Source organism: Pectobacterium peruviense, assembly GCF_003312355.2.
Classification (GTDB): Bacteria; Pseudomonadota; Gammaproteobacteria; order Enterobacterales; family Enterobacteriaceae; genus Pectobacterium; species Pectobacterium peruviense.
The window spans coordinates 4257801-4283541 of the sequence record NZ_CP161826.1 but is presented as its reverse complement, the minus strand read 5'-3'; the positions used below and the strand labels follow the sequence as shown (position 1 = coordinate 4283541).

At 50.3% G+C, this 25741-nt stretch carries 26 protein-coding genes; 12 read left to right on the top strand and 14 right to left on the bottom strand.

Annotation, left to right across the window (positions count from 1 at the left end):
- Positions 1 to 75: 75 nt before the first annotated feature.
- A complete protein-coding gene (gene aspA / locus DUT67_RS19270) occupies positions 76 to 1515 on the bottom strand; it encodes an aspartate ammonia-lyase (RefSeq protein ID WP_113632118.1) in 1440 nt (479 codons plus the stop codon).
- Positions 1516 to 2011: 496 nt separating this feature from the next.
- Between aspA and DUT67_RS19265 the strand changes: the two genes are divergently transcribed.
- The 5 genes from DUT67_RS19265 (at position 2012) to ubiA (ending at position 6380) form a co-directional block, all read left to right on the top strand.
- A complete protein-coding gene (locus tag DUT67_RS19265) occupies positions 2012 to 2482 on the top strand; it encodes an FxsA family protein (RefSeq protein WP_113632117.1) in 471 nt (156 codons plus the stop codon).
- 219 nt (positions 2483 to 2701) lie between these two features.
- Entirely contained in the window at positions 2702 to 2995 is a 294-nt protein-coding gene (locus DUT67_RS19260; protein ID WP_011092242.1) for a co-chaperone GroES, read from the top strand.
- Between the two features lie 45 nt (positions 2996 to 3040).
- Positions 3041 to 4690 (top strand): chaperonin GroEL, encoded by a 1650-nt coding sequence (gene groL, locus DUT67_RS19255; RefSeq protein ID WP_011092243.1) that lies wholly within the window; start codon positions 3041 to 3043, stop codon positions 4688 to 4690.
- Between the two features lie 280 nt (positions 4691 to 4970).
- Positions 4971 to 5504, top strand: a complete 534-nt coding sequence (gene ubiC / locus DUT67_RS19250; RefSeq protein WP_048258641.1) for a chorismate lyase — start codon at positions 4971 to 4973, stop codon at positions 5502 to 5504.
- A 12-nt stretch (positions 5505 to 5516) separates the two neighbouring features.
- A complete protein-coding gene (gene ubiA / locus DUT67_RS19245; protein WP_113632116.1) occupies positions 5517 to 6380 on the top strand; it encodes a 4-hydroxybenzoate octaprenyltransferase in 864 nt (287 codons plus the stop codon).
- Positions 6381 to 6518: 138 nt separating this feature from the next.
- Here the strand turns inward: ubiA and plsB are convergent, their stop codons facing one another.
- On the bottom strand, positions 6519 to 8984 hold the full coding sequence (gene plsB / locus DUT67_RS19240) for a glycerol-3-phosphate 1-O-acyltransferase PlsB (protein ID WP_113626346.1): 2466 nt from the start codon (positions 8982 to 8984) through the stop codon (positions 6519 to 6521).
- Between the two features lie 323 nt (positions 8985 to 9307).
- Between plsB and DUT67_RS19235 the strand changes: the two genes are divergently transcribed.
- The 3 genes from DUT67_RS19235 to DUT67_RS19225 all read left to right on the top strand — a co-directional run bounded on the left by DUT67_RS19235 (position 9308) and on the right by DUT67_RS19225 (position 11048).
- Positions 9308 to 9673, top strand: a complete 366-nt coding sequence (locus DUT67_RS19235; protein ID WP_010282908.1) for a diacylglycerol kinase — start codon at positions 9308 to 9310, stop codon at positions 9671 to 9673.
- A 110-nt stretch (positions 9674 to 9783) separates the two neighbouring features.
- A complete protein-coding gene (gene lexA, locus DUT67_RS19230; RefSeq protein ID WP_048258646.1) occupies positions 9784 to 10392 on the top strand; it encodes a transcriptional repressor LexA in 609 nt (202 codons plus the stop codon).
- Between the two features lie 446 nt (positions 10393 to 10838).
- On the top strand, positions 10839 to 11048 hold the full coding sequence (locus tag DUT67_RS19225) for a CsbD family protein (RefSeq protein ID WP_039289892.1): 210 nt from the start codon (positions 10839 to 10841) through the stop codon (positions 11046 to 11048).
- A 45-nt stretch (positions 11049 to 11093) separates the two neighbouring features.
- Here DUT67_RS19225 and zur read toward each other — a convergent pair whose 3' ends face one another.
- Together zur and DUT67_RS19215 are read right to left on the bottom strand one after the other, a co-directional pair.
- On the bottom strand, positions 11094 to 11603 hold the full coding sequence (zur, locus tag DUT67_RS19220) for a zinc uptake transcriptional repressor Zur (RefSeq protein WP_039303032.1): 510 nt from the start codon (positions 11601 to 11603) through the stop codon (positions 11094 to 11096).
- Positions 11604 to 11709: 106 nt separating this feature from the next.
- A complete protein-coding gene (locus DUT67_RS19215) occupies positions 11710 to 12408 on the bottom strand; it encodes a pirin family protein (protein WP_048258648.1) in 699 nt (232 codons plus the stop codon).
- Positions 12409 to 12520: 112 nt separating this feature from the next.
- Between DUT67_RS19215 and DUT67_RS19210 the strand changes: the two genes are divergently transcribed.
- On the top strand, positions 12521 to 13417 hold the full coding sequence (locus tag DUT67_RS19210; protein ID WP_039481961.1) for a LysR family transcriptional regulator: 897 nt from the start codon (positions 12521 to 12523) through the stop codon (positions 13415 to 13417).
- Positions 13418 to 13486: 69 nt separating this feature from the next.
- On the opposite strand, the gene DUT67_RS19205 is transcribed toward DUT67_RS19210, so the two are convergent.
- The 10 genes from DUT67_RS19205 to DUT67_RS19160 all read right to left on the bottom strand — a co-directional run bounded on the left by DUT67_RS19205 (position 13487) and on the right by DUT67_RS19160 (position 20690).
- Positions 13487 to 14482 carry a glutathione S-transferase family protein gene (locus DUT67_RS19205; RefSeq protein ID WP_113626345.1) on the bottom strand — a complete coding sequence of 332 codons (996 nt, stop codon included), beginning with the start codon at positions 14480 to 14482 and terminating at the stop codon, positions 13487 to 13489.
- 118 nt (positions 14483 to 14600) lie between these two features.
- The gene (locus DUT67_RS19200) at positions 14601 to 14996 is read right to left on the bottom strand and encodes a DoxX family protein (RefSeq protein ID WP_012822487.1); all 396 of its coding nucleotides are present in this window, start codon (positions 14994 to 14996) and stop codon (positions 14601 to 14603) included.
- Between the two features lie 286 nt (positions 14997 to 15282).
- The gene (locus tag DUT67_RS19195) at positions 15283 to 15573 is read right to left on the bottom strand and encodes a YqjK-like family protein (RefSeq protein ID WP_048258650.1); all 291 of its coding nucleotides are present in this window, start codon (positions 15571 to 15573) and stop codon (positions 15283 to 15285) included.
- Positions 15570 to 15965 carry a phage holin family protein gene (locus tag DUT67_RS19190; RefSeq protein ID WP_113626344.1) on the bottom strand — a complete coding sequence of 132 codons (396 nt, stop codon included), beginning with the start codon at positions 15963 to 15965 and terminating at the stop codon, positions 15570 to 15572. Before DUT67_RS19190 ends, DUT67_RS19195 begins: the two co-directional genes overlap by 4 nt.
- A 13-nt stretch (positions 15966 to 15978) precedes the next feature.
- Positions 15979 to 16284: a YqjD family protein gene (locus tag DUT67_RS19185; RefSeq protein WP_005971326.1), complete on the bottom strand. Its 306-nt coding sequence runs from the start codon at positions 16282 to 16284 to the stop codon at positions 15979 to 15981.
- Positions 16285 to 16474: 190 nt separating this feature from the next.
- Entirely contained in the window at positions 16475 to 16864 is a 390-nt protein-coding gene (locus tag DUT67_RS19180; protein WP_113626343.1) for a DUF1090 domain-containing protein, read from the bottom strand.
- A gap of 5 nt (positions 16865 to 16869) precedes the next feature.
- The gene (gene mzrA / locus DUT67_RS19175; protein WP_048258653.1) at positions 16870 to 17265 is read right to left on the bottom strand and encodes an EnvZ/OmpR regulon moderator MzrA; all 396 of its coding nucleotides are present in this window, start codon (positions 17263 to 17265) and stop codon (positions 16870 to 16872) included.
- Between the two features lie 2 nt (positions 17266 to 17267).
- Positions 17268 to 17951 (bottom strand): DedA family protein, encoded by a 684-nt coding sequence (locus tag DUT67_RS19170; RefSeq protein ID WP_048258654.1) that lies wholly within the window; start codon positions 17949 to 17951, stop codon positions 17268 to 17270.
- Positions 17952 to 18404: 453 nt separating this feature from the next.
- Positions 18405 to 19181, bottom strand: coding sequence for a transcriptional regulator ExuR (exuR, locus tag DUT67_RS19165; protein ID WP_048258655.1), 777 nt, complete (start codon positions 19179 to 19181; stop codon positions 18405 to 18407).
- 207 nt (positions 19182 to 19388) lie between these two features.
- Positions 19389 to 20690, bottom strand: a complete 1302-nt coding sequence (locus DUT67_RS19160) for an MFS transporter (protein ID WP_048258656.1) — start codon at positions 20688 to 20690, stop codon at positions 19389 to 19391.
- Positions 20691 to 21105: 415 nt separating this feature from the next.
- Here DUT67_RS19160 and uxaC point away from each other — a divergent pair, with 415 nt between their 5' ends.
- From uxaC to DUT67_RS19145, 3 genes are all read left to right on the top strand, one after another.
- Positions 21106 to 22515 (top strand): glucuronate isomerase, encoded by a 1410-nt coding sequence (uxaC, locus tag DUT67_RS19155; RefSeq protein ID WP_113626342.1) that lies wholly within the window; start codon positions 21106 to 21108, stop codon positions 22513 to 22515.
- A gap of 201 nt (positions 22516 to 22716) precedes the next feature.
- A complete protein-coding gene (locus DUT67_RS19150; RefSeq protein ID WP_113626341.1) occupies positions 22717 to 24183 on the top strand; it encodes a tagaturonate reductase in 1467 nt (488 codons plus the stop codon).
- A gap of 19 nt (positions 24184 to 24202) precedes the next feature.
- The gene (locus tag DUT67_RS19145) at positions 24203 to 25693 is read left to right on the top strand and encodes a UxaA family hydrolase (protein ID WP_113632115.1); all 1491 of its coding nucleotides are present in this window, start codon (positions 24203 to 24205) and stop codon (positions 25691 to 25693) included.
- The last annotated feature ends 48 nt before the right edge of the window (positions 25694 to 25741 follow it).

The following is a 25741-nucleotide window of genomic DNA, read 5'->3' as shown; positions in this document are numbered from 1 at the left end:
TGGCTGTATGCGGCAAAAAATAAAGGCACGCTGTTCTTCGTGAACGGACGTGCCTGAAAAAATTAAATGTCGGTGTTAAGGAAGCTCGTTTTCGTCAGTGTAGCGTTTGGCTTTGTACGCTGGATGCATCAGGTTCTGGATGGAGAAAATGTCATCCAGCTCAGCTTCTGTCAGCAGACCTCGCTCCAGTACGACCTCGCGCACGCTCTTTCCTGTTTCCGCACAGATTCTGCCGACGATATCGCCATTGTGGTGGCCGATGAACGGGTTCAGGTACGTCACAATTCCGATGGAGTTGAAAACATAGGCTTCGCAGACACCCTTATTAGCGGTGATGCCGCTGACGCATTTCTCCAGCAGGTTGTAGCAGGCGTTGGTCAGAATGTGGGTTGATTCAAACATCGCCTGACCGATAACTGGCTCCATCACGTTCAACTGGAGTTGCCCGGCTTCCGATGCCATGGTCACGCAGGTGTCGTTACCGATGACTTTGAAACACACCTGATTGACGACTTCCGGCACCACGGGGTTAACCTTGGCGGGCATGATTGAGGAACCCGCCTGCAATTCCGGCAGGTTGATTTCATTCAGGCCAGCGCGAGGGCCGGAAGAGAGCAAACGCAGGTCATTACAAATCTTCGACAGCTTCACGGCCAGACGCTTTAACGAGCTGTGCACCATGACATAGGCACCACAGTCTGATGTGGCTTCGATTAAGTCTTCTGCTGGCACGCACGGCAGTCCGCTGACTTCCGCCAGACGTTGCACCGCCAGTTGTTGGTAGCCGTCCGGTGTGTTCAGACGCGTACCAATCGCGGTAGCACCTAAATTGACCTCAAGCAGCAGTTCTGACGTGCGCAGCAGGTTTTTGATTTCTTCCTGCAACAGCACGTTAAATGCATGAAACTCTTGGCCGAGGGTCATCGGCACGGCGTCCTGCAACTGGGTCCGCCCCATTTTCAGAACGTCTTCAAATTCTTTGGCTTTGTGCTCGAAGCCATCGCTCAACTTCGCTATCGCATCCGTCAATTTCAGTATGGCTGCGTAGACCGCAATACGAAATCCGGTAGGGTAGGCGTCATTGGTGGACTGGCATTTATTCAGGTGATCGTTGGGGTTCAGATACTGGTATTCGCCTTTTAGATGGCCCATCAGTTCTAGACCAATGTTGGCTAATACTTCGTTGGTATTCATGTTGACCGACGTACCTGCGCCCCCTTGATACACATCTACCGGGAACTGATCCATGCATTTGCCGTTATTCAGCACTTCATCACAGGCGCGGATAATGACGTCAGCGATTTTTTTCGGGATAGTTTGCAGCTCTTTGTTCGCCAGCGCGGCGGCTTTCTTCACCATGACCATGCCGCGTACGAACTCGGGAATGTCACTGATTTTATTATTACTGATATAGAAGTTTTCGACGGCGCGCAGCGTATGAACGCCATAATACGCGTCTGCGGGAACTTCTCGGGTGCCTAACAGGTCTTCTTCAATACGGATGTTTTCTGACATGAAAATTCCTATCCTGTTGTACGACTAGTGATGTGACTAGACGTTGTGGGCTGGTTTTTCGGATGGCCTTACTTCGGAAAACGCCTTACTTCGGAAAATAGCGCGACTACGGATAAACCGTCTTCTCTCGGCAATAGTATTGGGATGTTTGACCAACCATATATCCATTGCCGTGAGGATATGTCGTTACGACAGTGAAAAACAGGTGTTTAGATCACTATACTGGCGTTCTCTACCGTTACGGTAAATGAACTGTGATTGTAGTCACGAGTCATTATTTTAGAACAATAATCGTGGGATGGCGGCTTGAAAACGTGCAAAGGCGCACCCATTTAACTAAATCATGATGTGCCGGATCGCAGAGCAGGGCGCGTGCTTTACCTAATCCATAGGGAGTAAAGCGTATCTGGATTTTCAATCGCGATGGCTTAACACGTTTTCATTAATACGCGTTCTTATTAACGACAGTACGCGTAAAAAAACACAGGAGAACCGGGTGCGCTGGTTACCGTTATTACTTATTTTTCTTTTAGCTTACATCGAGATATCGCTGTTTATTCAAGTGGCTGAAGTGATGGGCGTCGCCATGACTCTGTTGCTGGTCGTCTTCACTTCCTGCCTGGGCGTTTCGCTGGTGCGCAATCAGGGGATGAAAACGCTGGTGCAGATGCAGCAGAAAATGGCGGCAGGTGAAAGCCCAGCGGCTGAAATGGTAAAAAGCGTTTCGTTGGTGCTGGCTGGCTTCCTGCTCCTGATTCCGGGCTTCCTGACTGATTTTCTGGGGCTGTTGCTGTTACTGCCGCCTGTGCAGAAAAGCCTGACGTTAAAGCTGATGCCTCACTTGCACATCTGGCGTTCCGGTTCCAGTGCATCGCCTTCCGATGGGAACACCTTTGAAGGTGAATACCAACGCAAGGACGGCGGGCGCGGAAATATTGAACACCGAGACGATCGGGATGACCGTTAACGTCGCGACAGTCTGAAAAGCAGATAAGGATTATCATATTGATAATCCTTATTTTTTATCTGCTATTGGTAACGCGTAGCCGCCTAACGCAAAAAAAATGAATTTTTTCCCTTGAAGGGCTAAGAAACGCCCCCACTTAGAACACCACAAGGCCGATTATGAAAACATAGTCGGTGTTTATCCTAAACCGATATGGACTTTCTCAAAGGAGAGCTATCAATGAATATTCGTCCATTGCATGACCGCGTGATCGTCAAGCGCAAAGAAGTCGAGTCAAAATCTGCTGGCGGTATCGTACTGACTGGTTCCGCTGCTGGTAAATCTACCCGTGGTGAAGTTCTGGCCATAGGTCACGGACGTATCCTGGAAAATGGCGAAGTGAAGCCGCTGGATGTGAAAGTGGGCGACATCGTTATTTTCAATGATGGCTATGGCGTGAAAGCAGAAAAGATCGATAACGAAGAAGTGTTGATCATGTCTGAAAGCGACATTCTGGCAATTGTTGAAGCGTAATTGCGCGTAATCATCTGAACTGAACGAATTTAAGGGAAGTACATCATGGCAGCTAAAGACGTAAAATTCGGTAATGACGCTCGCGTAAAAATGCTGCGCGGCGTGAATGTACTGGCTGATGCAGTGAAGGTTACCCTGGGCCCGAAAGGCCGTAACGTAGTTTTGGATAAATCCTTCGGTGCACCGACCATTACTAAAGACGGCGTATCTGTTGCACGTGAAATCGAACTGGAAGACAAGTTTGAGAACATGGGCGCACAGATGGTGAAAGAAGTTGCCTCTAAAGCGAATGACGCAGCAGGCGACGGCACCACGACCGCAACCGTATTGGCTCAGTCCATCATCACTGAAGGCCTGAAAGCTGTTGCTGCGGGCATGAACCCGATGGATCTGAAGCGCGGCATCGACAAAGCAGTGATTGCTGCTGTTGAAGAATTGAAAAAACAATCTGTCCCTTGCTCTGATTTTAAAGCAATCGCACAGGTTGGTACCATCTCTGCAAACTCCGACGAAACCGTGGGTAAATTGATTGCAGAAGCGATGGAGAAAGTAGGTAAAGAAGGCGTTATCACCGTTGAAGAAGGCACAGGCCTGCAAGACGAGTTGGACGTAGTTGAAGGTATGCAGTTTGACCGTGGCTACCTGTCTCCGTACTTCATCAATAAGCCGGAAACTGGTTCTATTGAACTGGAAAGCCCGTTCATTCTGCTTGCCGACAAAAAAATCTCCAACATCCGTGAAATGCTGCCAGTACTGGAAGCCGTAGCGAAAGCGGGCAAACCGCTGCTGATCATTGCAGAAGATGTTGAAGGTGAAGCGCTGGCGACACTGGTAGTGAACACCATGCGCGGTATTGTGAAAGTGGCTGCGGTGAAAGCACCGGGCTTCGGTGACCGTCGTAAAGCTATGCTGCAAGATATCGCGACGTTGACTGCGGGTACCGTAATCTCTGAAGAGATTGGCCTGGAGCTGGAAAAAGCGACGCTGGAAGATTTGGGTCAGGCTAAACGTGTTGTTATCAACAAAGACACCACCATCATCATTGATGGCGTGGGTGATGAAGTGGCAATTCAGGGTCGTGTGACTCAGATTCGCCAGCAGATTGAAGATGCAACGTCTGACTACGACAAAGAAAAACTGCAAGAGCGCGTGGCTAAACTGGCGGGTGGCGTAGCCGTTATCAAAGTTGGCGCCGCGACTGAAGTTGAAATGAAAGAGAAGAAAGCACGCGTTGAAGATGCGCTGCACGCCACTCGCGCCGCTGTTGAAGAAGGCGTTGTTGCAGGTGGTGGTGTTGCACTGATTCGTGCTGCGGCTTCTATCAGTGTATCTGGCCTGAAAGGCGATAACGAAGACCAGAACGTGGGTATCAAAGTTGCGCTGCGCGCAATGGAGTCTCCGCTGCGTCAGATCGTAATCAACGCCGGTGAAGAAGCCTCCGTGATTGCCAATACCGTTAAAGCGGGCGAAGGCAGCTACGGTTATAACGCCTACACCGAAGAATACGGCGATATGATCGCAATGGGTATTCTGGATCCGACTAAAGTAACGCGTTCTGCTTTGCAGTATGCAGCTTCTATCGCTGGTCTTATGATTACCACCGAATGTATGGTGACCGACCTGCCGAAAGGCGATGCGCCTGATTTAGGTGCTGGTGGCATGGGCGGTATGGGTGGTATGGGCGGCATGATGTAATGTGACTCCCCTTGTCGCCGGAAGCCGTTTTCCGGTAGCAGGACGTCAGGTTACAGAAGCTCGTCTTTCTGTCCTTTAAAGAGCACCATCCGGTCGCGATACCGGGTGGTGCTTTTTTTATGCGCCGTATTGCTGAAATGTTGCTACATCGGGGATGAATTGGTTTATAGCGTGTTATCAGGGGAGCATTCTGCGCTACAATGGGGGCGCTTACTTTATTTGCGAATACGTTTATTTACGAAGACTTGTATTTGCAAAGTAACCTGTTCGGAGTAGGGAAATGTCTGACGATGCGTCAACGCTTCTGCGCACCATATCCTGGTTTACTGAACCCCCTTCGGTATTGCCTGAACACATTGGTGACTGGCTGATGGAAACCAGTTCCATGACACAGCGGCTTGAAAAATACTGTGCCGAATTGAAGGTCACGCTTTGTCGTGAGGGTTTCATTACGCCACAGATGCTGGACGAAGAGCGCGATCAATTACCGCCTGACGAACGTTACTGGCTGCGTGAAGTGGTGCTGTATGGTGACGATCGCCCTTGGCTTTTCGGCCGAACGATTGTCCCGCAACAGACGCTCGAGGGTTCTGGCGCGGCGTTGACGAAAATAGGCAATCAGCCGTTAGGTCGTTATCTGTTTGAGCAAAAATCGCTGACGCGTGATTATATTCATACCGGATGCTGCGAAGGCTTATGGGCGCGGCGTTCCCGCCTGTGTCTTTCCGGTCATCCGTTACTGTTGACTGAGCTTTTCTTACCGGAATCACCGGTTTATTACACACCTGGTGATGAAGGTTGGCAGGTAATTTGAGGAGATAAATCCTTGGAAAGAAGTGTTACAGCAGGGAAATGGCTGGCTTATTGTCGCTTGATGCGGATTGATAAACCGATAGGTTCCCTGTTACTGCTGTGGCCAACGCTATGGGCGCTGTGGCTGGCGGGAGGGACTACACCTGCACCGTGGACGCTCTTTGTTTTTGTCGCGGGTGTCTTCTTAATGCGTGCTGCGGGTTGCGTCATCAATGACTATGCCGATCGACATTTTGACGGCCATGTAAAACGCACGGCTTCTCGTCCGTTACCTAGCGGCGAAGTGAGCGAGCAATCTGCCAAAGTTCTGTTTGTCGTGCTGGTTTTGCTGGCGTTTGGTCTGGTGCTGACGCTGAATAAGATGACGATCTTGTTGTCTGTCGCTGGGCTGGCTTTGGCATGGGTCTACCCGTTTATGAAACGCGTCAGCCATCTGCCTCAGTTTGTGCTGGGTGCGGCATTCGGCTGGTCGATACCTATGGCTTATGCTGCGGTGAGTGAAAGCCTGCCTGCGACCTGCTGGATGATGTTTCTGGCGTATATCTGCTGGACGGTGGCTTACGATACGCAATATGCGATGGTCGATCGTGATGACGACTTGAAGATCGGCGTGAAGTCTACTGCGATCCTGTTTGGGCGTTTTGACAATATCATCATCGGATTATTGCAGTTCAGTATGCTGGCGTTGCTGCTGGCTTTGGGAAACATCACCGGATTGGGAATTCCCTACACTATTTCACTGCTGGTGGCTGCTGGGATGTTTATCTATCAGCAAATACTGACAGCCGGGCGCGAACGTGATGCCTGTTTCAAAGCATTCCATAATAATAAATATGCAGGAATGGCGATATTTATTGGTGTGCTGTTTGGCCTGTAGGCGGATCGGCAGATACAAAAAAGCAGCGATAAATCGCTGCTTTTTTTATGACGGAATGTGCTGTGTACTTGCTATGCCAGAGGTATCCACAGTTTGATGACGGTACTTCTCCGCCATCTTTCCGTTACTTCTGTCTGGCTATTCCTGTGTTTTTTCTTCCACTGCCTGACTACTTTCCATCTCAGTAGATGAGCTGGCGCTTTCGATAGTCAACCGAACTTCTGGCGTGATCAGATCGCCGAGGATGTTATAGATTGCCACGATATCGCCTTGCGCCGCTTCCGCACTGTCGGTGATATACCCTTCCGTACGTAAGGTTGCGACCAACGTTGAGAACACTGCTTTATCAAAGAATTCCGGCGCATTGATACCGTGTAGAACGGATAAGCGCTGTGCCATGTTTCGGCTTTCTTTCTCCAACGTTCCACGGTTGATTTCTGGGTTTGCGCACAGCAACGATAGCGTAATCGCATAACGTTGCAGCGTTTCACGCACGCCTGCCGATAGCAGTTGTAGCGTACGGATGCGTGGCGGGTTAATCGCCAATTGACCATCACGGCTACACAGTAACTCTTGTCGAGTCAGTTCGTTGGCCAACGTTTCCAGTACGTCCGGCAATTGTTCTTTGGAATAGTGCAGGAACAGCTCGGCTTGCAGCAGCGGATAGATCAGCGTGATTTGTCGGACGACTTCAGCAAGCGTAATTCGGCGATGATGGATGACGATGCTGGCGATCAGCGACGGTAACACCAACAGATGCTGGATGTTATTACGGTAATACGTCATCAGAACCGCCTGCTCGCGCGGCAGAATGATGATGTCGCCAATACTGTCCTTCTCCACTTCGAACTTGTTCATGCTCAGCGCGTGTTCCAACAGCTCATCCGCTGTCTTCTTAGGTGCTGTAATATCTTTGTGGTAGGGAACCTGACGCAGCAATTGCAGGTAGCAATCCAGCTGTTCGTGCATTTGCTCACGTGTCAGTGAGCGCTGGCGCGATGCTAACAGGGCGGTGGAGCACAGGTTCATCGCATTTGCTGCCGCAGCGTTATTGATGCGCACCATGATATCCATAGAGATATCCTGCACCGTCGGCGTTAGCCAGCTTGGACGCTGTGCCTCGATGGGATCAATCGCATCACGCCATTGCGGTACATGTTGGTTCAGATAGGTTGTGAGCGGGAGCGGTTCGCCGAAGTTCACGTAACCTTGACCCAGATTACGCAGCTTACGTAAACCGCGCACCATCTGCATAAAGCCTTCTTTTTCCTTCACCGCGCCGCGCAACTCTTTTGCATAGGTGCCGACTTCCATCACATGCTCGTAACCGACATAAATCGGCACCAGTGTGATAGGGCGCGTACCGCCTCTGAGCATGGCCTGAATGGTCATGGCTAGCGTACCGGTTTTGGGATCCAGAAGACGCCCTGTACGTGAACGCCCGCCTTCCATGAAGTATTCAACCGAATAACCCCGGGCAAACAGCTCACCCAGATATTCGCGGAAAATCGTGGAATAGAGTTTGTTGCCTTTGAAGGTACGACGAATAAAGAACGCACCAAGACGGCGGAAGATCGGTCCCGCTGGCCAGAAATTAAGATTGATACCGGCAGCGATATGCGGCGGTACTAAGCCTTGATGGTACAGGACATAGGAAAGCAGCAGATAATCCATATGGCTACGGTGGCAGGGCACATAGACAATGCCGTGGCCATCCTGCGCCAACTGACGAACGCGTTCGGCGTTATGGACGTTAATTCCCTGATAAAGGCGGTTCCACGTCCAGCTCAATACGCGGTCTGACAGACGCACCGCTTCGTAGGAGAAGTCGGCAGCGATTTCTTCCATGAGTGCAATGGCGTTTTGCTGCGCTTTCTCATGAGAAATCTTCTTACTGCGAGCCTCATCGTCAACGGCTTTCTTGATCGCTTTTGAATCCAGCAGCTTATTAAACAGCTCCTGACGCACCGGTAAGCGTGGGCCAACTGCCGCCAAACGCTGGCGAGAGAAGTGCATACGTGCGACACGTGCCAGTTTGTGGGCTATGGTTTTGTCAGTGCCATGCTCGGTCGCCATATAGCGTAGTGACACGGGGCTGGAGAAGCGGACAAAGCTGTCACGGCCTAACCACAGGACGGCGAAGAATTTTTCAATGCCGTTGAGCAATCGCAGGTGTGGTGTGGACTGAGAGTGACCTTCCCGACCAGGAGAGCGCCCAAACATCACGGAAACAGGCACCATCTGTACGTCTAAATCTGGATTGGCGCGGTGCAGGTCCAGATAATCGTGGAACAGCTTGACGGATTTCTGCTTGGGAACGTAATAACGGAAGACGCGCGGCCCGTCATTAATAAAGACGTGGCTAGGGAGTTCGACGCCATTGAATTCGAACGATTGCGAAGGATCGGGTAAGCCCAATGCCAGACATTTCGTGCGTAGCGTCAATAGATCTGCCTGAGAGTTATAAGGCAGAACATAGAGTATAGGACGTGAGGGATCTAACCCCAACTCGACCACGGGATCTGCGGGAATAACTTTACTTTTCACCAGCAGTTTCAGCGGGAGATTCAATAATTTATAATAAATTTTACGCCAACCTGACATAACAACGTGGAGCCTCTTGTTAGCAATTCGCCGCAAGGATACCAGAAACTGCGCCGGAGATCTGTGGTGATGAGACAACGCAGGTGCGTTAAAATGCGAACTATTTTGCATATACTCGTCATACTTCAAGTTGCATGTGCGTTGGCAGCGTTTAGTCACCCGAATCACTTACCTGAGTAAGCTCATCGGGATGAAATGAGAGACATCCCGTCTCTCACCAGAGGCCAGCCGTTGGCTGGTCAAATTCGTTCCCGACGAATTTGTCCCTCTCTTGCCGCCTGCCTGAAACTGGAATTATTTAGAGTCTAAATAATGGAGGATAAATGAATAAAGCAACGGGGATGACCCGGATTATCAAGGCTACCGGTTATTCCTTTAAGGGGCTGAAGCAGGCGTGGCAGCATGAGGCGGCGTTTCGTCAGGAAACGATACTGACGATTGTCGGCGTCATTATTGCTTGTTTATTGCCAGTGACGCTGGTCGAAAAACTGCTGCTGATTGGGTCTGTAGTATTGATTATGTTGTTTGAACTGGCCAACAGCGCTATTGAAGCCGTCGTCGACCGCATTGGTCTCGAGCATCACGAATTATCCGGCCGGGCGAAAGATATCGGGTCGGCGGCTGTCTTTGTTGCCATCTTGTTGGCTGCTGTCGTATGGGGCAGCATCCTCTGGCAACATTTTGCTTGACGGTGCGCATAAATGAATAAAAGTCAGGGGCTTTGCCTATATCCCGATTCCCAATTGTGCCTTACCTGTATATACTCACAGCAAGACTGTATAAACAACCAGGGGGCGGAATGAAAGTATTAACAGCAAGGCAGCAGCAGGTTTATGACCTGATCCGCGATCATATTGCGCAAACCGGAATGCCGCCAACGCGTGCGGAAATTGCTCAACAACTGGGATTTCGCTCTCCGAATGCGGCCGAAGAACATCTGAAAGCGCTGGCGCGTAAAGGCGTGATTGAAATTGTGTCGGGTGCTTCTCGTGGTATTCGCCTGTTAATGGAAGAAGAAACGGGTATTCCTCTGGTTGGGCGTGTGGCGGCAGGTGAACCTCTGCTGGCACAGGAACATATCGAATGCCGTTATCAGGTTGATCCTGCGATGTTTAAACCTAGCGCTGACTTTTTGCTGCGTGTCAGCGGTATGTCGATGAAAAATATCGGTATATTGGATGGCGATTTGCTAGCTGTACATAAGACAGAAGATGTGCGCAACGGGCAGATTGTCGTGGCGCGTATTGAAGATGAAGTAACCGTTAAACGCCTTAAAAAACAAGGCAATACTGTGCATCTTCTCGCTGAAAATGAAGAGTTCGCCCCCATCGTTGTTGACCTGCGTCAGCAAAGTTTTTCGATAGAAGGCTTAGCGGTTGGCGTGATTCGTAACAGCGACTGGAGCTAACCGTTATTGATGCACTGCTCTCCAATCTGGATCAGTGCATCATGTTCTGTGTATTAATCTGCTAGTCATATATATTTAGTTACATTTAGCTGCGTTCTCTACTCTCCCCTATTACCGCCTGTTTTTTCACTGCTTTTTTGCGATAGTTTTCCCTTTCTTTGCTCTATCCTAGTTACAGATACTTGGTTTTTTATTTTTAGTAAAATATTCGACTATAATTTTTATCAAGGTAAGCATTTTTGTCTTGATTGGTCGTTTGATGATTGATCATTAACTATCACATTTAGGTTCACCCAGTAATCAAGGGAGACAGTGGCGAAGAACACCGTGATGGTTAATACATTTATGATGCTACTTACTGAATAAGCCTATTTATCTGAAACTGACGCATAAGTTGGTCGTGACGATTCGTTTATGCGCAATGCACCTAAGGTATGGAGATTCTTATGAATAAAGACCAAGCCAGCGGTAACTGGAAACAGTTTAAAGGTAAAGCGAAAGAGCAATGGGGCAAATTAACTGATGACGATCTGACGGTCATCGAAGGTAAACGTGACCAACTGGTGGGTAGGATCCAGGAGCGTTACGGGTATGAAAAGGAAGCGGCAGAGAAAGAAGTTAAACACTGGGAAGATCATCACAAATATCACTGGTAGCAAACGTGATGTCTCTCCGCAGAAAAGGAACGATAGCCCTCAGGGCTATCGTTTTTTAATGGGAACGGTATGGTCGTGATCGCAATGATCCGGCTGTTTGCATGTCGCTACTTCCTGACAGCCTCCGCACAACCCGTGTGCTTCCACAACGCTGTGACGCAGTGTAAATCCAGACTGCTGTGCCAAGCTGCGTAGCGTTTCTTCCACACCTTCGGTTTGACGTTCCGTGACCTGCCCACAGCGATCGCAGATGAAAAGGGCAGACGTATGGCTGTGGTCTTCGATATGGTGACACAACACATAGCTGTTGTTTGATTCGACTCGATGAATGAAGCCTTGTTCCAGCAGAAAATCCAGCGCGCGATAGACGGTCGGCGGCTTGGCCTGAGGCTCGGAAACTCGCAGTAGGTCCAGCAGGTCATAGGCGCTGATAGCACCGGACTGCTGTGCCATAAGGCGTAAAACCTCTAGCCGCTGTGGAGTGAGACGCACAGCGCGCTGCTGACAAATCTGTTCAGCCTGGGCAAGAAGTTTGTCCTGTTTGGTTGAATCCATTGTCATATCACCCTGACGCATTGAGGAACAAGACGGATATCTTACCACGACTGAGTAAAAACGCCGAGTGAGTGACGTTTTCCTGCGAAGACAACAGACAGAGGAACTACACGACCAGATCGATGAGCAGTGCCCGCAACGGTGATTCTGCCTGTAGCGTCAACGTCGTTTCTTCCTTGATGAAGGCTCCGTCGCCACAGTGTAATGTTTCGCTGTGCTGGCTACCTTTCACCGCCATGGAACCGTGGATCAACTGGAGATAAGCCTGATTTCCCTGTAGGGCGATCGTGCTTTGCTCATTGGCCTGAAGATCGACATGATGGATCCAGACCTGCTGGCGCAGTTGTAGACTATCCTGCTCGCCTTCTGGTGAGGCAAGTAGAGTATGATTTGATGAATCCAGCCCCATACGCTGTAACGGGCTGTTCTCTCGGGTCTGGCAAGCATTCAACCATAACTGCAAGCGTGTCAGTGGTTTACTGGCATTGGTATTATGTTCGCTATAGCTGACGTTCGGCTGAGTGGCGAGCAACAGCACATCTCCCGCTTTAGCCTGAATGTGGCAGCCGTTGCTGTCGCGGTATTCCGCTTCGCCCTGAAGAATAATGTTCAGGATATCTACACGCGGATAGGTTCGAGGCTGGAATGAGGCTCCCGGCGCCAACACTTCCTGATTGAGCACGCGAAGAGAAGCATATCCCAGTAACTGTGGGTCAAAATAGTGACCGAAAGAGAATGTATAGCGTGCCTGCAACCAGCCATAGTCGGCTTGGCCGCATTGCCCCGCTGCTCTTCGTGTGATCATAATCTTTATCCCCCAGAGAATTATTTATTAAACTGATAGTAATTGTGTGGACGTTGGATTGTTAGCTAGTTAATCTGGTCGGTATATTCAAAATTCCTGAATGAGTACGAAGATGGCGAGAGAACGAGCATTGACGCTGGAAGCCCTGAGGGTGATGGATGCGATCGATCGTCGTGGCAGCTTTGCCGCCGCGGCAGACGAGCTGGGTAGGGTGCCTTCGGCACTGAGCTACACCATGCAGAAACTGGAAGAAGAGCTGGATGTGGTGTTGTTCGATCGTTCCGGGCATCGTACTAAATTCACGAATGTCGGACGAATGCTGCTGGAACGCGGACGTATCCTGCTGGAAGCTGCGGATAAACTCACTACGGATGCAGAAGCACTGGCACGTGGTTGGGAAACGCACCTGACGATTGTGACGGAGGCTCTGATTCCGACTCAGCGGATTTTCCCATTAATCGATAAACTGGCGCTCAAAGCGAATACGCAGGTATCAATCCTGACGGAAGTGCTGGCGGGTGCGTGGGAGCGTCTTGAGCAAGGTCGCGCTGATATCGTGATTGCGCCGGACATGCATTTTCGTGCGTCTTCCGAAATGAATACCCGCAAGCTGTACACGATGAATAACGTTTATGTTGCTAGCCCAGAACATCCTATTCACCAAGAGCCGGAGCCGCTGTCGGATGCGATCCGTGTAAAATATCGTGGGATTGCCATGGCGGACACCGCGCGTGAGCGTCCAGTGCTGACCGTGCAACTGTTGGATAAACAGCAGCGTCTGACGGTGAGTTCACTGGATGATAAACGGCGTGCGTTGCTGGCTGGGCTAGGTGTCGCGACTATGCCTTATCCGATGGTGGCACAAGATATTGCAGAAGGGCGTTTACTGGTGATTGGGCCAGAGCACCAGATGGAAAGCCAGATTATTATGGCGTGGCGGCGAGACAGCATGGGCGAGGCAAAATCCTGGTTCCTGCGTGAAATTCCAAAACTCCTGAACCAGCCCTAAATCCTGCGTTTTCTGAGGCAAGATGTGGAGCCACACCTTGCCTCAACACTTCATGCTTTACGTCAAACGTTAGTATAAATCGACAAACGCCCTATCACGGTGGTGAGGCTGGTTCAGATCTTGCTCTGGACCCAGCGAAATCACTCCGTGAGGATTAATCGTGCCGTGGCTGCGATAGTAGTGATGACGAATATGCGCCATATCGACAGTCTCAGCGATGCCAGGCGTCTGATAAATATCACGCAGAAAACCGAACAGATTTGGATAATCGCTCAGGAGATATTTATCGCACTTAAAATGCGTGTGATAGACCGGATCGAAACGGATCAGCGTCGTCCACAGCCGCAGGTCGGCTTCTGTTAACTGCTCACCAGTCAGGTAGCGCTGTTTTGCCAGTATGGTTTCCAGATCGGATAACGCAGCGAAAACGGTGGTTGCAGATTCATCATAGGCTGACTGAGTCGTCGCAAAACCGGCTTTGTAAACACCGTTGTTGACCTTGTCGTAAATCCAGCTGTTCAATTCGTCAATCTGAGTACGTAGTGCTTCTGGGTAGTAATCTCCCGCTATTGCACCTACGCCATCAAACGCGCTGTTCAGCATGCGGATAATATCGGCGGATTCGTTACTGACAATAGTATGTTGCTCGGTGTCCCACAGGACGGGTACGGTTACCCGACCGCTATAGTCTGATTTGGCGTGCAAATAGAGTTGATAGAGGAATTCATGCTGATAGAGTGAATCACCCGTTGCGGCCTCAAAATCGGTACCGAACGTCCAGCCGTGATCGAGCATGAGTGGGTGAACCACCGAAACGGCGATGTGATCCTCTAACCCTTTCAACTGCCGCATTAACAGCGTGCGATGTGCCCACGGGCAGGCGAGAGAAACATAGAGATGATAACGGCCAGACTGGGCGGGAAAGCCGCCTTTGCCGGTGAGGCCGGGGGCTCCATCGGGTGTTACCCAGTTGCGGAATACCGATTCTGAACGCTTAAAGTGACCGCCGGTAGATTTGGTTTCATACCAGGTATCGTGCCATACGCCGTCAACCAGTTGTCCCATAAATCCTCCCGTTAGTGAATGATGATAAAACAACGGCAAGCCTTGAATGCTTGCCGTCGCTATTGAGTGTATTCGCTATTCAACTATTAAGTGTAGTACAGGCCGGAGAAGGCTCGTCTTACCACTTTTTGCCCAGCAGGCGGTCGATGCTGAATGCGCCTGGACCCGTTACAGCCAGCAGGAGGTAGCCACCCGCGATGGTCAGGTTTTTCATGAACATCAGTTGGTTCATGCCTTCCGCAAAGTTAGAGTGGAAAAGCAGTGCGGTCAGCAGCGTAAAGCCCGCGGTGAACAGTGCGACAGTACGAGTCAGCAGGCCAAACAGAACCGCCAGACCACCACCCAGTTCCAGCAGAATTGTCAGTGGCAGCAGGAAGGTCGGTACGCCCATCGCCTGCATGTATTGCTGTGTGCCTGCATAGGCATCGCCCAACTTACCGTAACCTGCAACGATAAACAGAATCGGCATTAAGATACGTGCAACCAGTAGGGCCGTGCTTTCTAAATTTTTCATCATATCTCCAATTAATTTTATTGTGGGCTATGTCGCCCTGTTGTGTTTGTTATAGCAGGTGCTGTCTGAAATCTCGGCCCGCCATCAGGTTATGGGCAGATAGTATAGAGAGATGATTTCCGCTACCAGCGAGTATAATTGTTGTTTTATTTCAGAAAAATTGATGTTCGGTTAAATCTGCAAGAACGCGCTGCCATGACGTGAGCGCGTTAGGCAAGAGTGAGATAAAAAAGTGAGAGGAAAAGTGTCGTATAGGAAAGGAAAATAACCGAAGCGATAGAATGGGTTACGTACGTTGGTCAAATGTTTTGCGGACGAGCCTGAATGTCCCCCACAGCCCGACGAGGCGGCGTCCCCAGCGAATCATGCGGCTGGGATGGCGTACGCCATAGAGCGCCACGAGGCTGGAGCCAACGATCCAGTATTTACGCCACTGCATCAGGCTTTGCCAGCTGCGATCGTAGCGAGCAGTGGTATCCAGCCAGTGTTTCTTACCTGCCGATAAATCCAGCCGCTGTTGCTGTATTCGGCGTAGTAGCTGGGCTTTTTCTCTGTCTCGTTGCTGACGTTGGTTCACTTGGGATCGTCCCCCAGCAGCGATCTGTCGGTCGCCAGCTCCTTACGCGTCGCTTTGAGTAAGGTAGAACGGCGTACCTTCAGGAGTGTCCATATGCCGCCTATCAACGCCAGTCCAAGCAATGTGGCGGTAATACACCCCAGCGCAAAGAGACGATATTGCGGGTCAATGCCCCAGATGATCAGCGCAATCAAGCTCATAATGCCAAAAGCGGCAAAAAGTAGCGTCAGGCCGACCATGATCAGCAACTGAATTAGATTGGCTTTTTCTTCCTCTAATTCGATTACAGCTAGTCGGACGCGGCTTTCTACCATGCTGACAATAATGGAGATGATGCGCTGGGCAGAAGCCATGACCCCGCTAGCGGGGCCTTGTTGAGATTTATCCGTCATAACAATCCGCTAATTAGCGACGAGACAGCAGGACGCCAAGCACGACACCAACTGCCGCGCCAATGCCGACACCAGTCCACGGGTTCTGACGTACATAATCGTCCGCAGATTCAACCGCTTCTTTGGTTTGGGAAGCAATACGCTCACCGGTATCGCTCAGGCGGCTGCGTGTTTCTTTCAGCGCGCTTTCGGCCTTGTTGCGCAGTTTGTCGAGCTCTGCTTTAGATTTATCGCTGGAGGTACTTAATACTTCTTCCAGCGTGTCCGCCAGTGATTTCAATTCAGCGCGTAGGTACTCAGAATTTTGATCTTTAGCCATATTAATAACCCTTCATGTTATAAACCTGAACGTTAACTATAGCTGAAGTTGAAATTTATGCCGCCCTAAACGGGTACGGACAATTCTGATAACTCGCTGTAAATTTTAGTGATTTGGTTTTTGATTGTAAAATGAACAGTTGTCGTGTGTTTTGTATGGACAATGTTTTACAGAAGCGTGTGGTGATGGGTTATTGCGACACGCTACTTTCCGCAGCGCGTAATTCCTGCTCGGCTTCTGCTAACTTTCTTTCGCGTTTGAGGATCTTGTCTGCATCATCCCCTTTCTGGCGGCTTTCGCTCAGTTCCTGTTGCCGTTCAGCGACTTGTTTACGTTTTTCCGCAATGGCTTCCTGACGTTTCTCTGCTAGCCCGGCATCCGTGCAGTGGGTTTTTACACCCTCCAACGCCTTTTCTAACCCATTGATACGGTTTTGGTTACCGTGCTTGTGTGCTTCATCGATTTGGCGCTGAATGTCCTGCGCTTTTTGCTGACAGGTTTCTACCTGACCGGAGGTATTAGCAAGAGCATGACCGGAAAGCAGGATAGATAATGCGATAACGGATGGAGATAGTTTCATATTCGTCACCCCAGTTTGGATTGTTTTTGTGTCAGTTTCTGCTGCCAAAATGGTGTCGGGTTTGTTGCCTGCTGCGCGGTAATGGTGACTTTAGGCAGAGACAAACGCAGAACGTCTCTGGCTGCGATGCTCTGTTCCGGCGAAGCAAGGCGAACGATCAGGCTATCTTGCTCTGGCGTAATGCTTTTGATCGCAATCCCTTTTTCATTGAGGCGCTGATACACGTAAAAGCCATCTGGCAATGCGGCACCTTCATAAGGCTTGATGTGTAGCATAGCATCGTCTTGGGAATGACGTGGTGACTGGGACTGCGTCAATACGATAATTGGCAGAGCAAGCAACAGCAGTATGCGGCCTATTTTCCTGGGGGATAACGTGGGGAATAACCAGCGGATTGACACGGTTAGCTCCCTTTTTCTGCATTATTTGCTTTAGTGTCGCGTTTTTTACGCCAGAGTACAAAGAGTGATCCAAACAGGCCGACAAACAGCAGTACCAGCGGCAGCATCATAAGGCAGAGCATGAGTTCGTCTTCATATTTCAGGAATATTGTCGTTTTTCCTAAAGCGAAGCCCAGCGTAACCAGAATAAATACCCACAGGAACCCGCTCATCCAGTTAAAGAACTGAAAACGTGCGTTGTTCAGGCCTGACAAGCCTGCAATGGTGGGTAATAGCGTTCGGACAAAAGCCAGAAAGCGACCAACTAAAAGCGCGGATAATCCATGACGGTGGAAGAGCTGGTGGGCACGTTGGTGATAGTGTGCGGGCAAATGTGATAGCCAGCCCTGAACAATTCCCGTATTGCCAAGCCATTTCCCTTGGATATAGCTTGCCCAGCAGCCGAGGCTAGCGGCCGTCGTCAGTAGAAATATCGTAAAAGGGTAATTCATTGTGCCTTTGGCGACGAGAACGCCGACCAAAATGAGCAGGCTATCGCCGGGCAAGAAAGCGGCCGGAAGCAGGCCATTTTCCAGAAAGATAATCAGAAACAATAATATATAGATGGTCCACACCAGCTTTGGGTCGGCTAAAATATCGAAATCCTGATGCCAGAGTGCGTTTAACAGTTCTTTGATTAATTCCATCCGGTATTCCTAATACTGCTGTTGCATTTTAGCCTTGGCGACGATCACGCTTCTAGACATAACAAGAGTGAATAGTGTTATCAGGGCACAGGATTATGATTTTTTGATGATCTCTGTTTTTTCCGCCCGATAGTGGCGCTGGTGTCTGACTTGATGCTCGCTTTTCGCTGCGAACCCGATAAACAGGCAGCTTAGGGATTGTTTGGCCTTGGCAGACTTTGCATCCAAAGCGGCGGATTAAGCGTAAGAAAGACGCGTTAACTGTAACAAAATAGGTGTTGCTGAGACAGAAAAATATTACGACAACTTGGGCGGTTTAGGGGGATTTTTCGAGGAAGAGTTGGGATTTCTGCGATATTTTACACTCGCTGACAGAAATCAACGTTTTCTGACTTTTTCCCCTCTGGTGCAAAATTTTCCCCTTCGCTTAAAACGAGGGGGAAGATGCACATCTTAGGACTTGCCAGTGTGAATTTGGTCGAGATGAACAACCGGATTTTCGGCGAACATATAGCGATCGACGTTAAACTCGAAATCATCCGTCGTGGCGCGAAACAGCATCTGTTTCGTATTTTCCAGATGTTGCCACATTGCCAGTTTTGCCGCGTAAGGATCTTTGCGAATCAGCGCTTTAAGGATGCGGTCATGCTCTTCGCACCAGCTTTCAATCGACTTGTCGTCAATGTGTTCATGCAGTTTGCGCCAGTAGGGATTGTGAATCCGTTGGCTCCACATTTTCTCAACGATAGTTGCCATTGCTGAGTTTTGTGTTGCGAGTGCGACCTGAACGTGAAATTTGAGATCCCACTGAGAATCACGGAAGCGGTCTTCCTGACGCGCATATTCCTGAATTTCCATCAGTTGGATGATGTCCTGACGGGTCACCTGCGTTGCTGCAAACTCAGCAATATTGCTTTCAATGAGTTGGCGTGCCTGAAGCAGCTCAAACGGACCGGCTGCGACGAATTCGATATCACCGCTATTAATGAACGCGTTCTTCTGCTGGCTGGAAATAACGTGGATGCCTGAACCCTTGCGGACTTCAACGTACCCTTCGACTTCCAGCATAATGATGGCTTCACGCACCACGGTGCGACTGACGTTCATTTCTTCAGCAATATAACGTTCTGCCGGTAATTTTTCGCCGACCTGATACATACCGCTTTCGATACGCTGTTTTAATTCTGCGGCTAACTGCTGGTATAGCCGTCGGGGTTCAGTGAGTGCCATGATGATGTCTACTCTCGATAGATGACGGTCCATGTGCCACGTCAGGGCCTGAGTGTCTATCTCGTTAATCTTTGAGGAATGATTTGTTATACCACTTAATAATAGCAGCAACCAATGTTGTGGTCACAGTTATTACAATGTGTTAATGGGGAGGTGGCTCACCCGGTATCGGATCATACCGGATGAGTCAGGATAATGCAGGAGTTATCAGTGCTGGTTGGCTTCTTTCAATGTTTCAGCGGCTGCGGCGACTTCTGACGCGGGTTGGTTTTTCAACACCGTCCAAATCACGACAGCGCCTAACAGGTCAAAGACTGCTAGTGCAGCAAACAGCGGGCTAAAGCCCATCGTATCAGCCAGTGCGCCGACAACGAGTGCAAACATGGTACTTGCCATCCAGGCAGCCATCCCTGTTAAACCGTTCGCCGTGGCGACTTCATTACGGCCAAATACGTCAGATGACAGAGTAATCAGTGCACCAGACAGCGACTGGTGCGCGAAACCACCGACACACAGCAGTGCAATGGCGACATAAGGACTAGAGAACAGCCCGATCATCCCCGGAGCAATCATCAGTACTGCACCCATGGTGACAACCAGTTTGCGAGAAACGATCAGGTTCACTTTGAAATGCTTTTGGAACAGCATCGGCAAGTAACCGCCCAAGATGCAGCCGATATCGGCGAACAGCATCGGCATCCAGGCGAACATGGCGATTTCTTTCAGGTTAAAGCCGTAGGCTTTAAACATGAACAATGGGATCCATGCATTGAAGGTTCCCCAGGCTGGCTCAGCCAGGAAACGTGGCAGCGCGATACCCCAGAATTGGCGATTACGCAGAATCTGCCAGGCAGACATTTTCTTCGCATTATTGGTTTGGTGCTGTGCTTCTTGCCCACTAAGAATATAGTCGCGCTCTTCGTCGCTGAGTTTTTTCTGATCTTTCGGGTGCTTATAGAAAATGAGCCAGCAGATGGCCCAGACCATGCTCAGTGCGCCAGTGATGATAAAGGCCATTTCCCAGCTGTGCGCCACAATGGCCCAGACCACCAGCGGTGGAGCGATCATCGCGCCGATGGATGACCCCACGTTGAAGTAACCGACGGCGACTGAACGCTCTTTTGCCGGGAACCACTCGCTGCTGGCTTTCAGACCCGCAGGGATCATCGCCGCTTCCGCCATACCGACCGCGCCGCGGGCGATAGCCAGGCCACCCCAACTGTTTGCCAGTGCGGTACCCATACAGCAGATCGCCCATATAATGGCAAACATGGCATAGCCGATTTTTGTGCCAAGCAAATCCAGTATATAGCCAGCGATGGGCTGCATAATGGTATAACAAGCTGAGTAGGCTGCAACGATGTAAGAATACTGCTGTGTGGTGATATGCAATTGATCCTGTAGCGTTGGTGCGGCGACAGAAATTGCATTACGCGTCAGATATCCCAGCACGGTGCCAATAGTCACCAGGCCGATCATATACCAGCGTAATCCTTTGATTTTACGCATTTAACTTTCTCTCCGAGTCAATGAAAAACACGGTGATGGCTCTTGAGTAGCGTCACGGTGTGATGTGTCTTGTGATGTCATGCAACACGTTTTTTTGTTGTGCTTGGCAGGAAAACCCTTCTCTTTATGAGATAGCGATTGAATCCTTGCTTAAGGCAGCGCTACAATAATTTGTCATACAACTTTAAAAGTTGAGTGATATCACAAAACCATTATTTTTATGCGGAATAACGAATCCCTCGTTTAAACGAGAGAGACAAGGCATTTAAGGCGATAGGTGCTGGGTTATTGTACTGTTTGTTACATTTTTGCGATCATGACCTCACAAATACTGTGAGATATCGCGCATAATTGGTGTGATATCTTTTAATGACCAACCCATTTGGTGCACAAGAAGCACGGTAAGGAAGAAAACATGCCCCAGTTTCTGAGTGAAGATTTTCTGTTAGATACTGAATTTGCTCGTCGCCTTTATCATGAGTATGCCGTCGATCAACCTATCTTTGATTACCACTGTCATTTACCGCCTGAGCAGATCGCGGAAAACTATCGTTTCAAAAATTTGTATGACATCTGGTTGAAGGGCGATCACTACAAATGGCGTGCGATGCGTACCAATGGCGTGCCTGAGCGCTTGTGTACGGGTGATGCCAGCGACTGGGAAAAATTTGAAGCCTGGGCTGCAACCGTGCCACACACCATCGGCAACCCGCTTTACCACTGGACACATCTGGAACTGCGCCGTCCGTTTGGCGTAACGGGCACGCTGCTGTCGCCAGGCACGGCAAAAGACATCTGGGATCGCTGTAATGCGATGCTGGAGCGTGATGATTTTACTGCGCGCGGCATCATGCAGCAGATGAATGTGAAAATGGTCGGTACGACAGACGATCCGATTGACGATCTGCGCCACCATAAAGCCGTTGCTCAGGATTCAAGCTTCTCTATCAAAGTGTTGCCGAGCTGGCGCCCAGATAAAGCGTTCAACATTGAGTTGGCAACCTTTAACGACTATATGGCGAAGTTGGGTGAAGTCTCTGACACCGACATTCGTCGCTTCAGCGATCTGCAAACAGCGCTGACCAAGCGTCTGGATCACTTTGCGGCGCACGGCTGTAAAGTATCTGACCACGCGCTGGATGTGGTGATGTTTGCCGAAGCGGATGATGCCGCGCTGGACAAAATTCTGGCGCGTCGCCTTGCTGGCGAAACGTTGAGCGAACATGAAGTGGCACAGTTCAAAACGGGTGTTCTGGTTTGGTTGGGTGCGGAATACGCGCGTCGCGGCTGGGTTCAGCAGTATCACATTGGCGCACTGCGCAACAATAACCTGCGTCAGTTCAAGCTGCTGGGGCCGGATGTGGGCTTCGACTCCATCAACGACCGTCCGCTGGCTCAGGAACTGTCTCGCCTGCTCAGCAAGCAGAATGAAGAAAATCTGCTGCCGAAAACCATCCTTTACTGCCTGAATCCGCGTGATAACGAAGTGCTCGGCACGATGATCGGCAACTTCCAGGGCGAAGGGATGCCGGGCAAGATGCAGTTCGGTTCCGGCTGGTGGTTCAACGATCAGAAAGATGGCATGCAACGCCAGATGACTCAGTTAGCACAACTTGGTTTGCTGAGCCGCTTTGTCGGCATGCTGACCGATAGCCGTAGCTTCCTGTCTTATACCCGTCATGAATATTTCCGCCGCATTCTGTGCCAGATGATTGGCCGCTGGGTGGAAGATGGCGAAGCGCCAGCAGATCTGCCGTTGCTGGGCGAAATGGTGAAAAACATCAGTTTCGATAACGCTAAAAACTATTTTGCCATCGAGCTGTAATTCCGCCGCGTCGTAAGGTGTGAATTGCGCGAGATACGCGGCAGTAAGATTCCCAAAGGGGCTTACGCCGCGGTTCTCGATGCCTCGGTCTTTTGTCATCAGCGCGCGTGGTTATTTGGTGCTGGTGAATATGAATATAGGGATGACGGTGGTCGATCGGTCGTGCCCTGAATGTGAGATTCGTCCTAAGGTAGCCTGTTAATGCAAACGTTAAATCGTCGTAACTTCCCCGGTCGTCAACACCCGGATCGTGTTATTCAATTTGGTGAAGGCAATTTCCTGCGCGCTTTTGTGGATTGGCAGTTGGATTTGCTGAATGAACACACCGATTTGGATGCGGGCATTGTTGTGGTTCGCCCGATCGATTCTGATTTCCCGCCCGCGCTGGACACTCAGGATGGACTTTACACCACTATTATCCGTGGCCTGAACGAGCAGGGTGAGGCGGTTCGTGAACCGCGTCTAATCCGTTCAGTAAACCGTGAAATCAATGTGTACCGTCAGTTCGATGAATATCTGGCTCTGGCGCACGATCCAAACATTCGCTTCGTTTTCTCTAATACCACAGAAGCGGGCATCAGCTATCACGCAGATGATCGCCTGAGCGATGCTCCACCTGTCAGTTTCCCGGCGAAATTAACCCGTCTGCTGTATGAGCGCTTCTGCCATTTTGACGGCGCGGCGGATAAAGGCTGGGTGCTGCTGCCGTGCGAACTGATTGATTACAACGGTGTAGCGCTGAAAGAGCTGGTACTGCGCTATGCCGCGCAGTGGGAGCTGACGCCAACGTTTACCGCCTGGCTGAACGATCACAACACGTTCTGCTCGACGCTGGTTGACCGTATTGTCACAGGTTACCCGCGTGCCGAAGTTGAGGCGCTACAGCAGGAGATGGGCTATCAGGATACATTCTGGGATACAGCGGAACACTTCTATCTGTTCGTGATTCAGGGGCCACAGTGGCTGGCAGAAGAATTACGCCTGAACAAGCTGGATCTGAATGTCCGTATCGTTGATGACATCAAGCCATATAAAGAACGCAAAGTGGCAATTCTCAACGGTGCGCATACCGCGCTGGTGCCGGTCGCATTCCTGGCAGGTCTGGATACCGTTGGCGAATCGATGAATGATGCCCTGGTTGGCAAATTCGTGGAAAAGACCATTGCCGAAGAGATTGTGCCGGTATTGGATTTGCCGCATGACGAGCTAACCTCGTTTGCTCAGGCCGTGCTAAGCCGCTTCCGCAACCCGTTCATTCAGCATCAGCTGTTGTCTATCTCGCTGAATGGCATGACCAAATTCCGCACCCGCATTCTGCCGCAGTTGTTGACTTACCGTGAACGTCACGGGGAACTGCCTGCGCGCTTGACGTTTGCGCTAGCGGCTCTGATTGCATTCTATCGCGGCGAACGCAGCGGTGAAGGCGATGCGTTACAAACCTATCCGTTGCAGGATGACGCACACTGGCTGGAGCGTTATTCCACGCTGTGGGCGGGCGTAAAAGAAAACACCGTCAGCCTGGCTGAGCTGGTGAATGTAGTACTGCGCGATGCAGACCACTGGGAACAGGATTTAACGCAGGTTCCTGGTTTGGCTGCGCAGGTGACTGAACAGTTACAAACCATCGTTGAACGCGGTATGCGCTCAGCTGTGGAAGGTTATTGCTAATCAGCAAGAAGGGTTATCCATGCAAAGTATTATAAAAATTCATTCTCTGGACAATGTGGCTGTCGCCCTGCGTGATGTCGAGCAAGGCGAAACGGTGTCGGTGGATAGCCATACGGTGACACTTCAGCAACCTGTCGTGCGCGGACATAAGTTCGCGCTAGAAACCATCGCACCGGGAGAAATGATTACCAAGTATGGCCTGCCGATCGGCCATGCATTGGTGTCTATTGCTCCCGGAGAACATATTCACTCCCAGAATGCGAAAACCAATCTGAGCGATCTGGATGAATATCAGTACCAGCCTGAATTTCTCGAACTGCCAACACAGATGGGCGATCGGGACGTGCAGCTTTATCGCCGCAAAAATGGCGATGTCGGTATCCGTAATGAACTGTGGATCCTGCCAACCGTCGGTTGCGTGAACGGGATTGCCCGCCAGATTCAGCAGCGTTTCCTGAAAGAAACCAATGATGCTGAAGGTATCGATGGCGTTTACCTGTTTAGCCATACCTTCGGCTGTTCACAGCTCGGTCAGGATCACGAGAATACCCGCACGATGCTGCAAAACATGGTGCGTCACCCGAATGCCGGTGCGGTGTTGGTGATCGGTCTGGGATGTGAAAACAACCAGGTTGACGCGTTCCGCAGCACATTGGGTGGTTTTGATTCTGATCGCGTCACGTTCATGGTATGTCAACAGCAGGACGATGAGGTTGAAGCTGGTCTGGAGCGTCTGCACACGCTGTATGAAGCGATGCGCCATGATAAACGTGAACCGGGTAAGCTGAGCGAACTGAAGTTTGGTTTGGAATGTGGTGGCTCCGACGGGTTGTCTGGTATTACTGCCAATCCGCTGTTAGGCCGTTTCTCCGACTATCTGATCGCCAACGGTGGCACGACTGTGCTGACCGAAGTGCCGGAAATGTTCGGTGCGGAACGTATTCTGATGAGCCGCTGCCGTGATGAAGCCACGTTTGAGAAAACGGTGCACATGGTGAATGACTTCAAACAGTATTTCATCGCGCACAACCAGCCGATTTATGAGAACCCATCGCCGGGTAACAAGGCGGGCGGGATCACTACGCTGGAAGAGAAATCACTGGGCTGTACGCAAAAAGCGGGGCAGAGCAAGGTGGTGGACGTGCTGAAATATGGTGAGCGCTTACACACTCCAGGGCTTAACCTACTCAGCGCGCCGGGGAATGATGCTGTAGCAACCAGCGCGCTGGCGGGCGCGGGTTGTCATATGGTGCTGTTCAGTACCGGGCGCGGCACACCTTACGGCGGATTTGTCCCTACCGTAAAACTGGCGACCAACAGCGAGCTGGCGAAGAAGAAACCGCACTGGATTGATTTCGATGCGGGGCGTCTGATCCACGATATGCCGATGGATGAACTGCTAAGTCAGTTTGTAGAACTGATTGTGGAGACTGCTGACGGTAAGCAGACGAAGAATGAAGTAAACGACTTCCGTGAATTAGCCATATTTAAGAGCGGCGTAACGTTGTAAATATTATTCATTCCAATTAAAATAAAACGGCGTTTCATTTTTATAATG

Coding starts and splice junctions, on each gene's coding strand:
- DUT67_RS19150 (WP_113626341.1), top strand. CDS start 22,717: ATGCAAACGTTAAATCGTCGTAACTTCCCCGGTCGTCAACACCCGGAT.
- DUT67_RS19160 (WP_048258656.1), bottom strand. CDS start 20,690: ATGCGTAAAATCAAAGGATTACGCTGGTATATGATCGGCCTGGTGACT.
- plsB (WP_113626346.1), bottom strand. CDS start 8,984: ATGTCAGGTTGGCGTAAAATTTATTATAAATTATTGAATCTCCCGCTG.
- groL (WP_011092243.1), top strand. CDS start 3,041: ATGGCAGCTAAAGACGTAAAATTCGGTAATGACGCTCGCGTAAAAATG.
- DUT67_RS19260 (WP_011092242.1), top strand. CDS start 2,702: ATGAATATTCGTCCATTGCATGACCGCGTGATCGTCAAGCGCAAAGAA.
- lexA (WP_048258646.1), top strand. CDS start 9,784: ATGAAAGTATTAACAGCAAGGCAGCAGCAGGTTTATGACCTGATCCGC.
- aspA (WP_113632118.1), bottom strand. CDS start 1,515: ATGTCAGAAAACATCCGTATTGAAGAAGACCTGTTAGGCACCCGAGAA.
- ubiC (WP_048258641.1), top strand. CDS start 4,971: ATGTCTGACGATGCGTCAACGCTTCTGCGCACCATATCCTGGTTTACT.
- DUT67_RS19200 (WP_012822487.1), bottom strand. CDS start 14,996: ATGAAAAATTTAGAAAGCACGGCCCTACTGGTTGCACGTATCTTAATG.
- zur (WP_039303032.1), bottom strand. CDS start 11,603: ATGGATTCAACCAAACAGGACAAACTTCTTGCCCAGGCTGAACAGATT.
- DUT67_RS19205 (WP_113626345.1), bottom strand. CDS start 14,482: ATGGGACAACTGGTTGACGGCGTATGGCACGATACCTGGTATGAAACC.
- uxaC (WP_113626342.1), top strand. CDS start 21,106: ATGCCCCAGTTTCTGAGTGAAGATTTTCTGTTAGATACTGAATTTGCT.
- DUT67_RS19185 (WP_005971326.1), bottom strand. CDS start 16,284: ATGGCTAAAGATCAAAATTCTGAGTACCTACGCGCTGAATTGAAATCA.
- DUT67_RS19235 (WP_010282908.1), top strand. CDS start 9,308: ATGAATAAAGCAACGGGGATGACCCGGATTATCAAGGCTACCGGTTAT.
- DUT67_RS19180 (WP_113626343.1), bottom strand. CDS start 16,864: ATGAAACTATCTCCATCCGTTATCGCATTATCTATCCTGCTTTCCGGT.
- exuR (WP_048258655.1), bottom strand. CDS start 19,181: ATGGCACTCACTGAACCCCGACGGCTATACCAGCAGTTAGCCGCAGAA.
- DUT67_RS19210 (WP_039481961.1), top strand. CDS start 12,521: ATGGCGAGAGAACGAGCATTGACGCTGGAAGCCCTGAGGGTGATGGAT.
- DUT67_RS19190 (WP_113626344.1), bottom strand. CDS start 15,965: ATGACGGATAAATCTCAACAAGGCCCCGCTAGCGGGGTCATGGCTTCT.
- DUT67_RS19225 (WP_039289892.1), top strand. CDS start 10,839: ATGAATAAAGACCAAGCCAGCGGTAACTGGAAACAGTTTAAAGGTAAA.
- DUT67_RS19215 (WP_048258648.1), bottom strand. CDS start 12,408: ATGATCACACGAAGAGCAGCGGGGCAATGCGGCCAAGCCGACTATGGC.
- DUT67_RS19170 (WP_048258654.1), bottom strand. CDS start 17,951: ATGGAATTAATCAAAGAACTGTTAAACGCACTCTGGCATCAGGATTTC.
- DUT67_RS19145 (WP_113632115.1), top strand. CDS start 24,203: ATGCAAAGTATTATAAAAATTCATTCTCTGGACAATGTGGCTGTCGCC.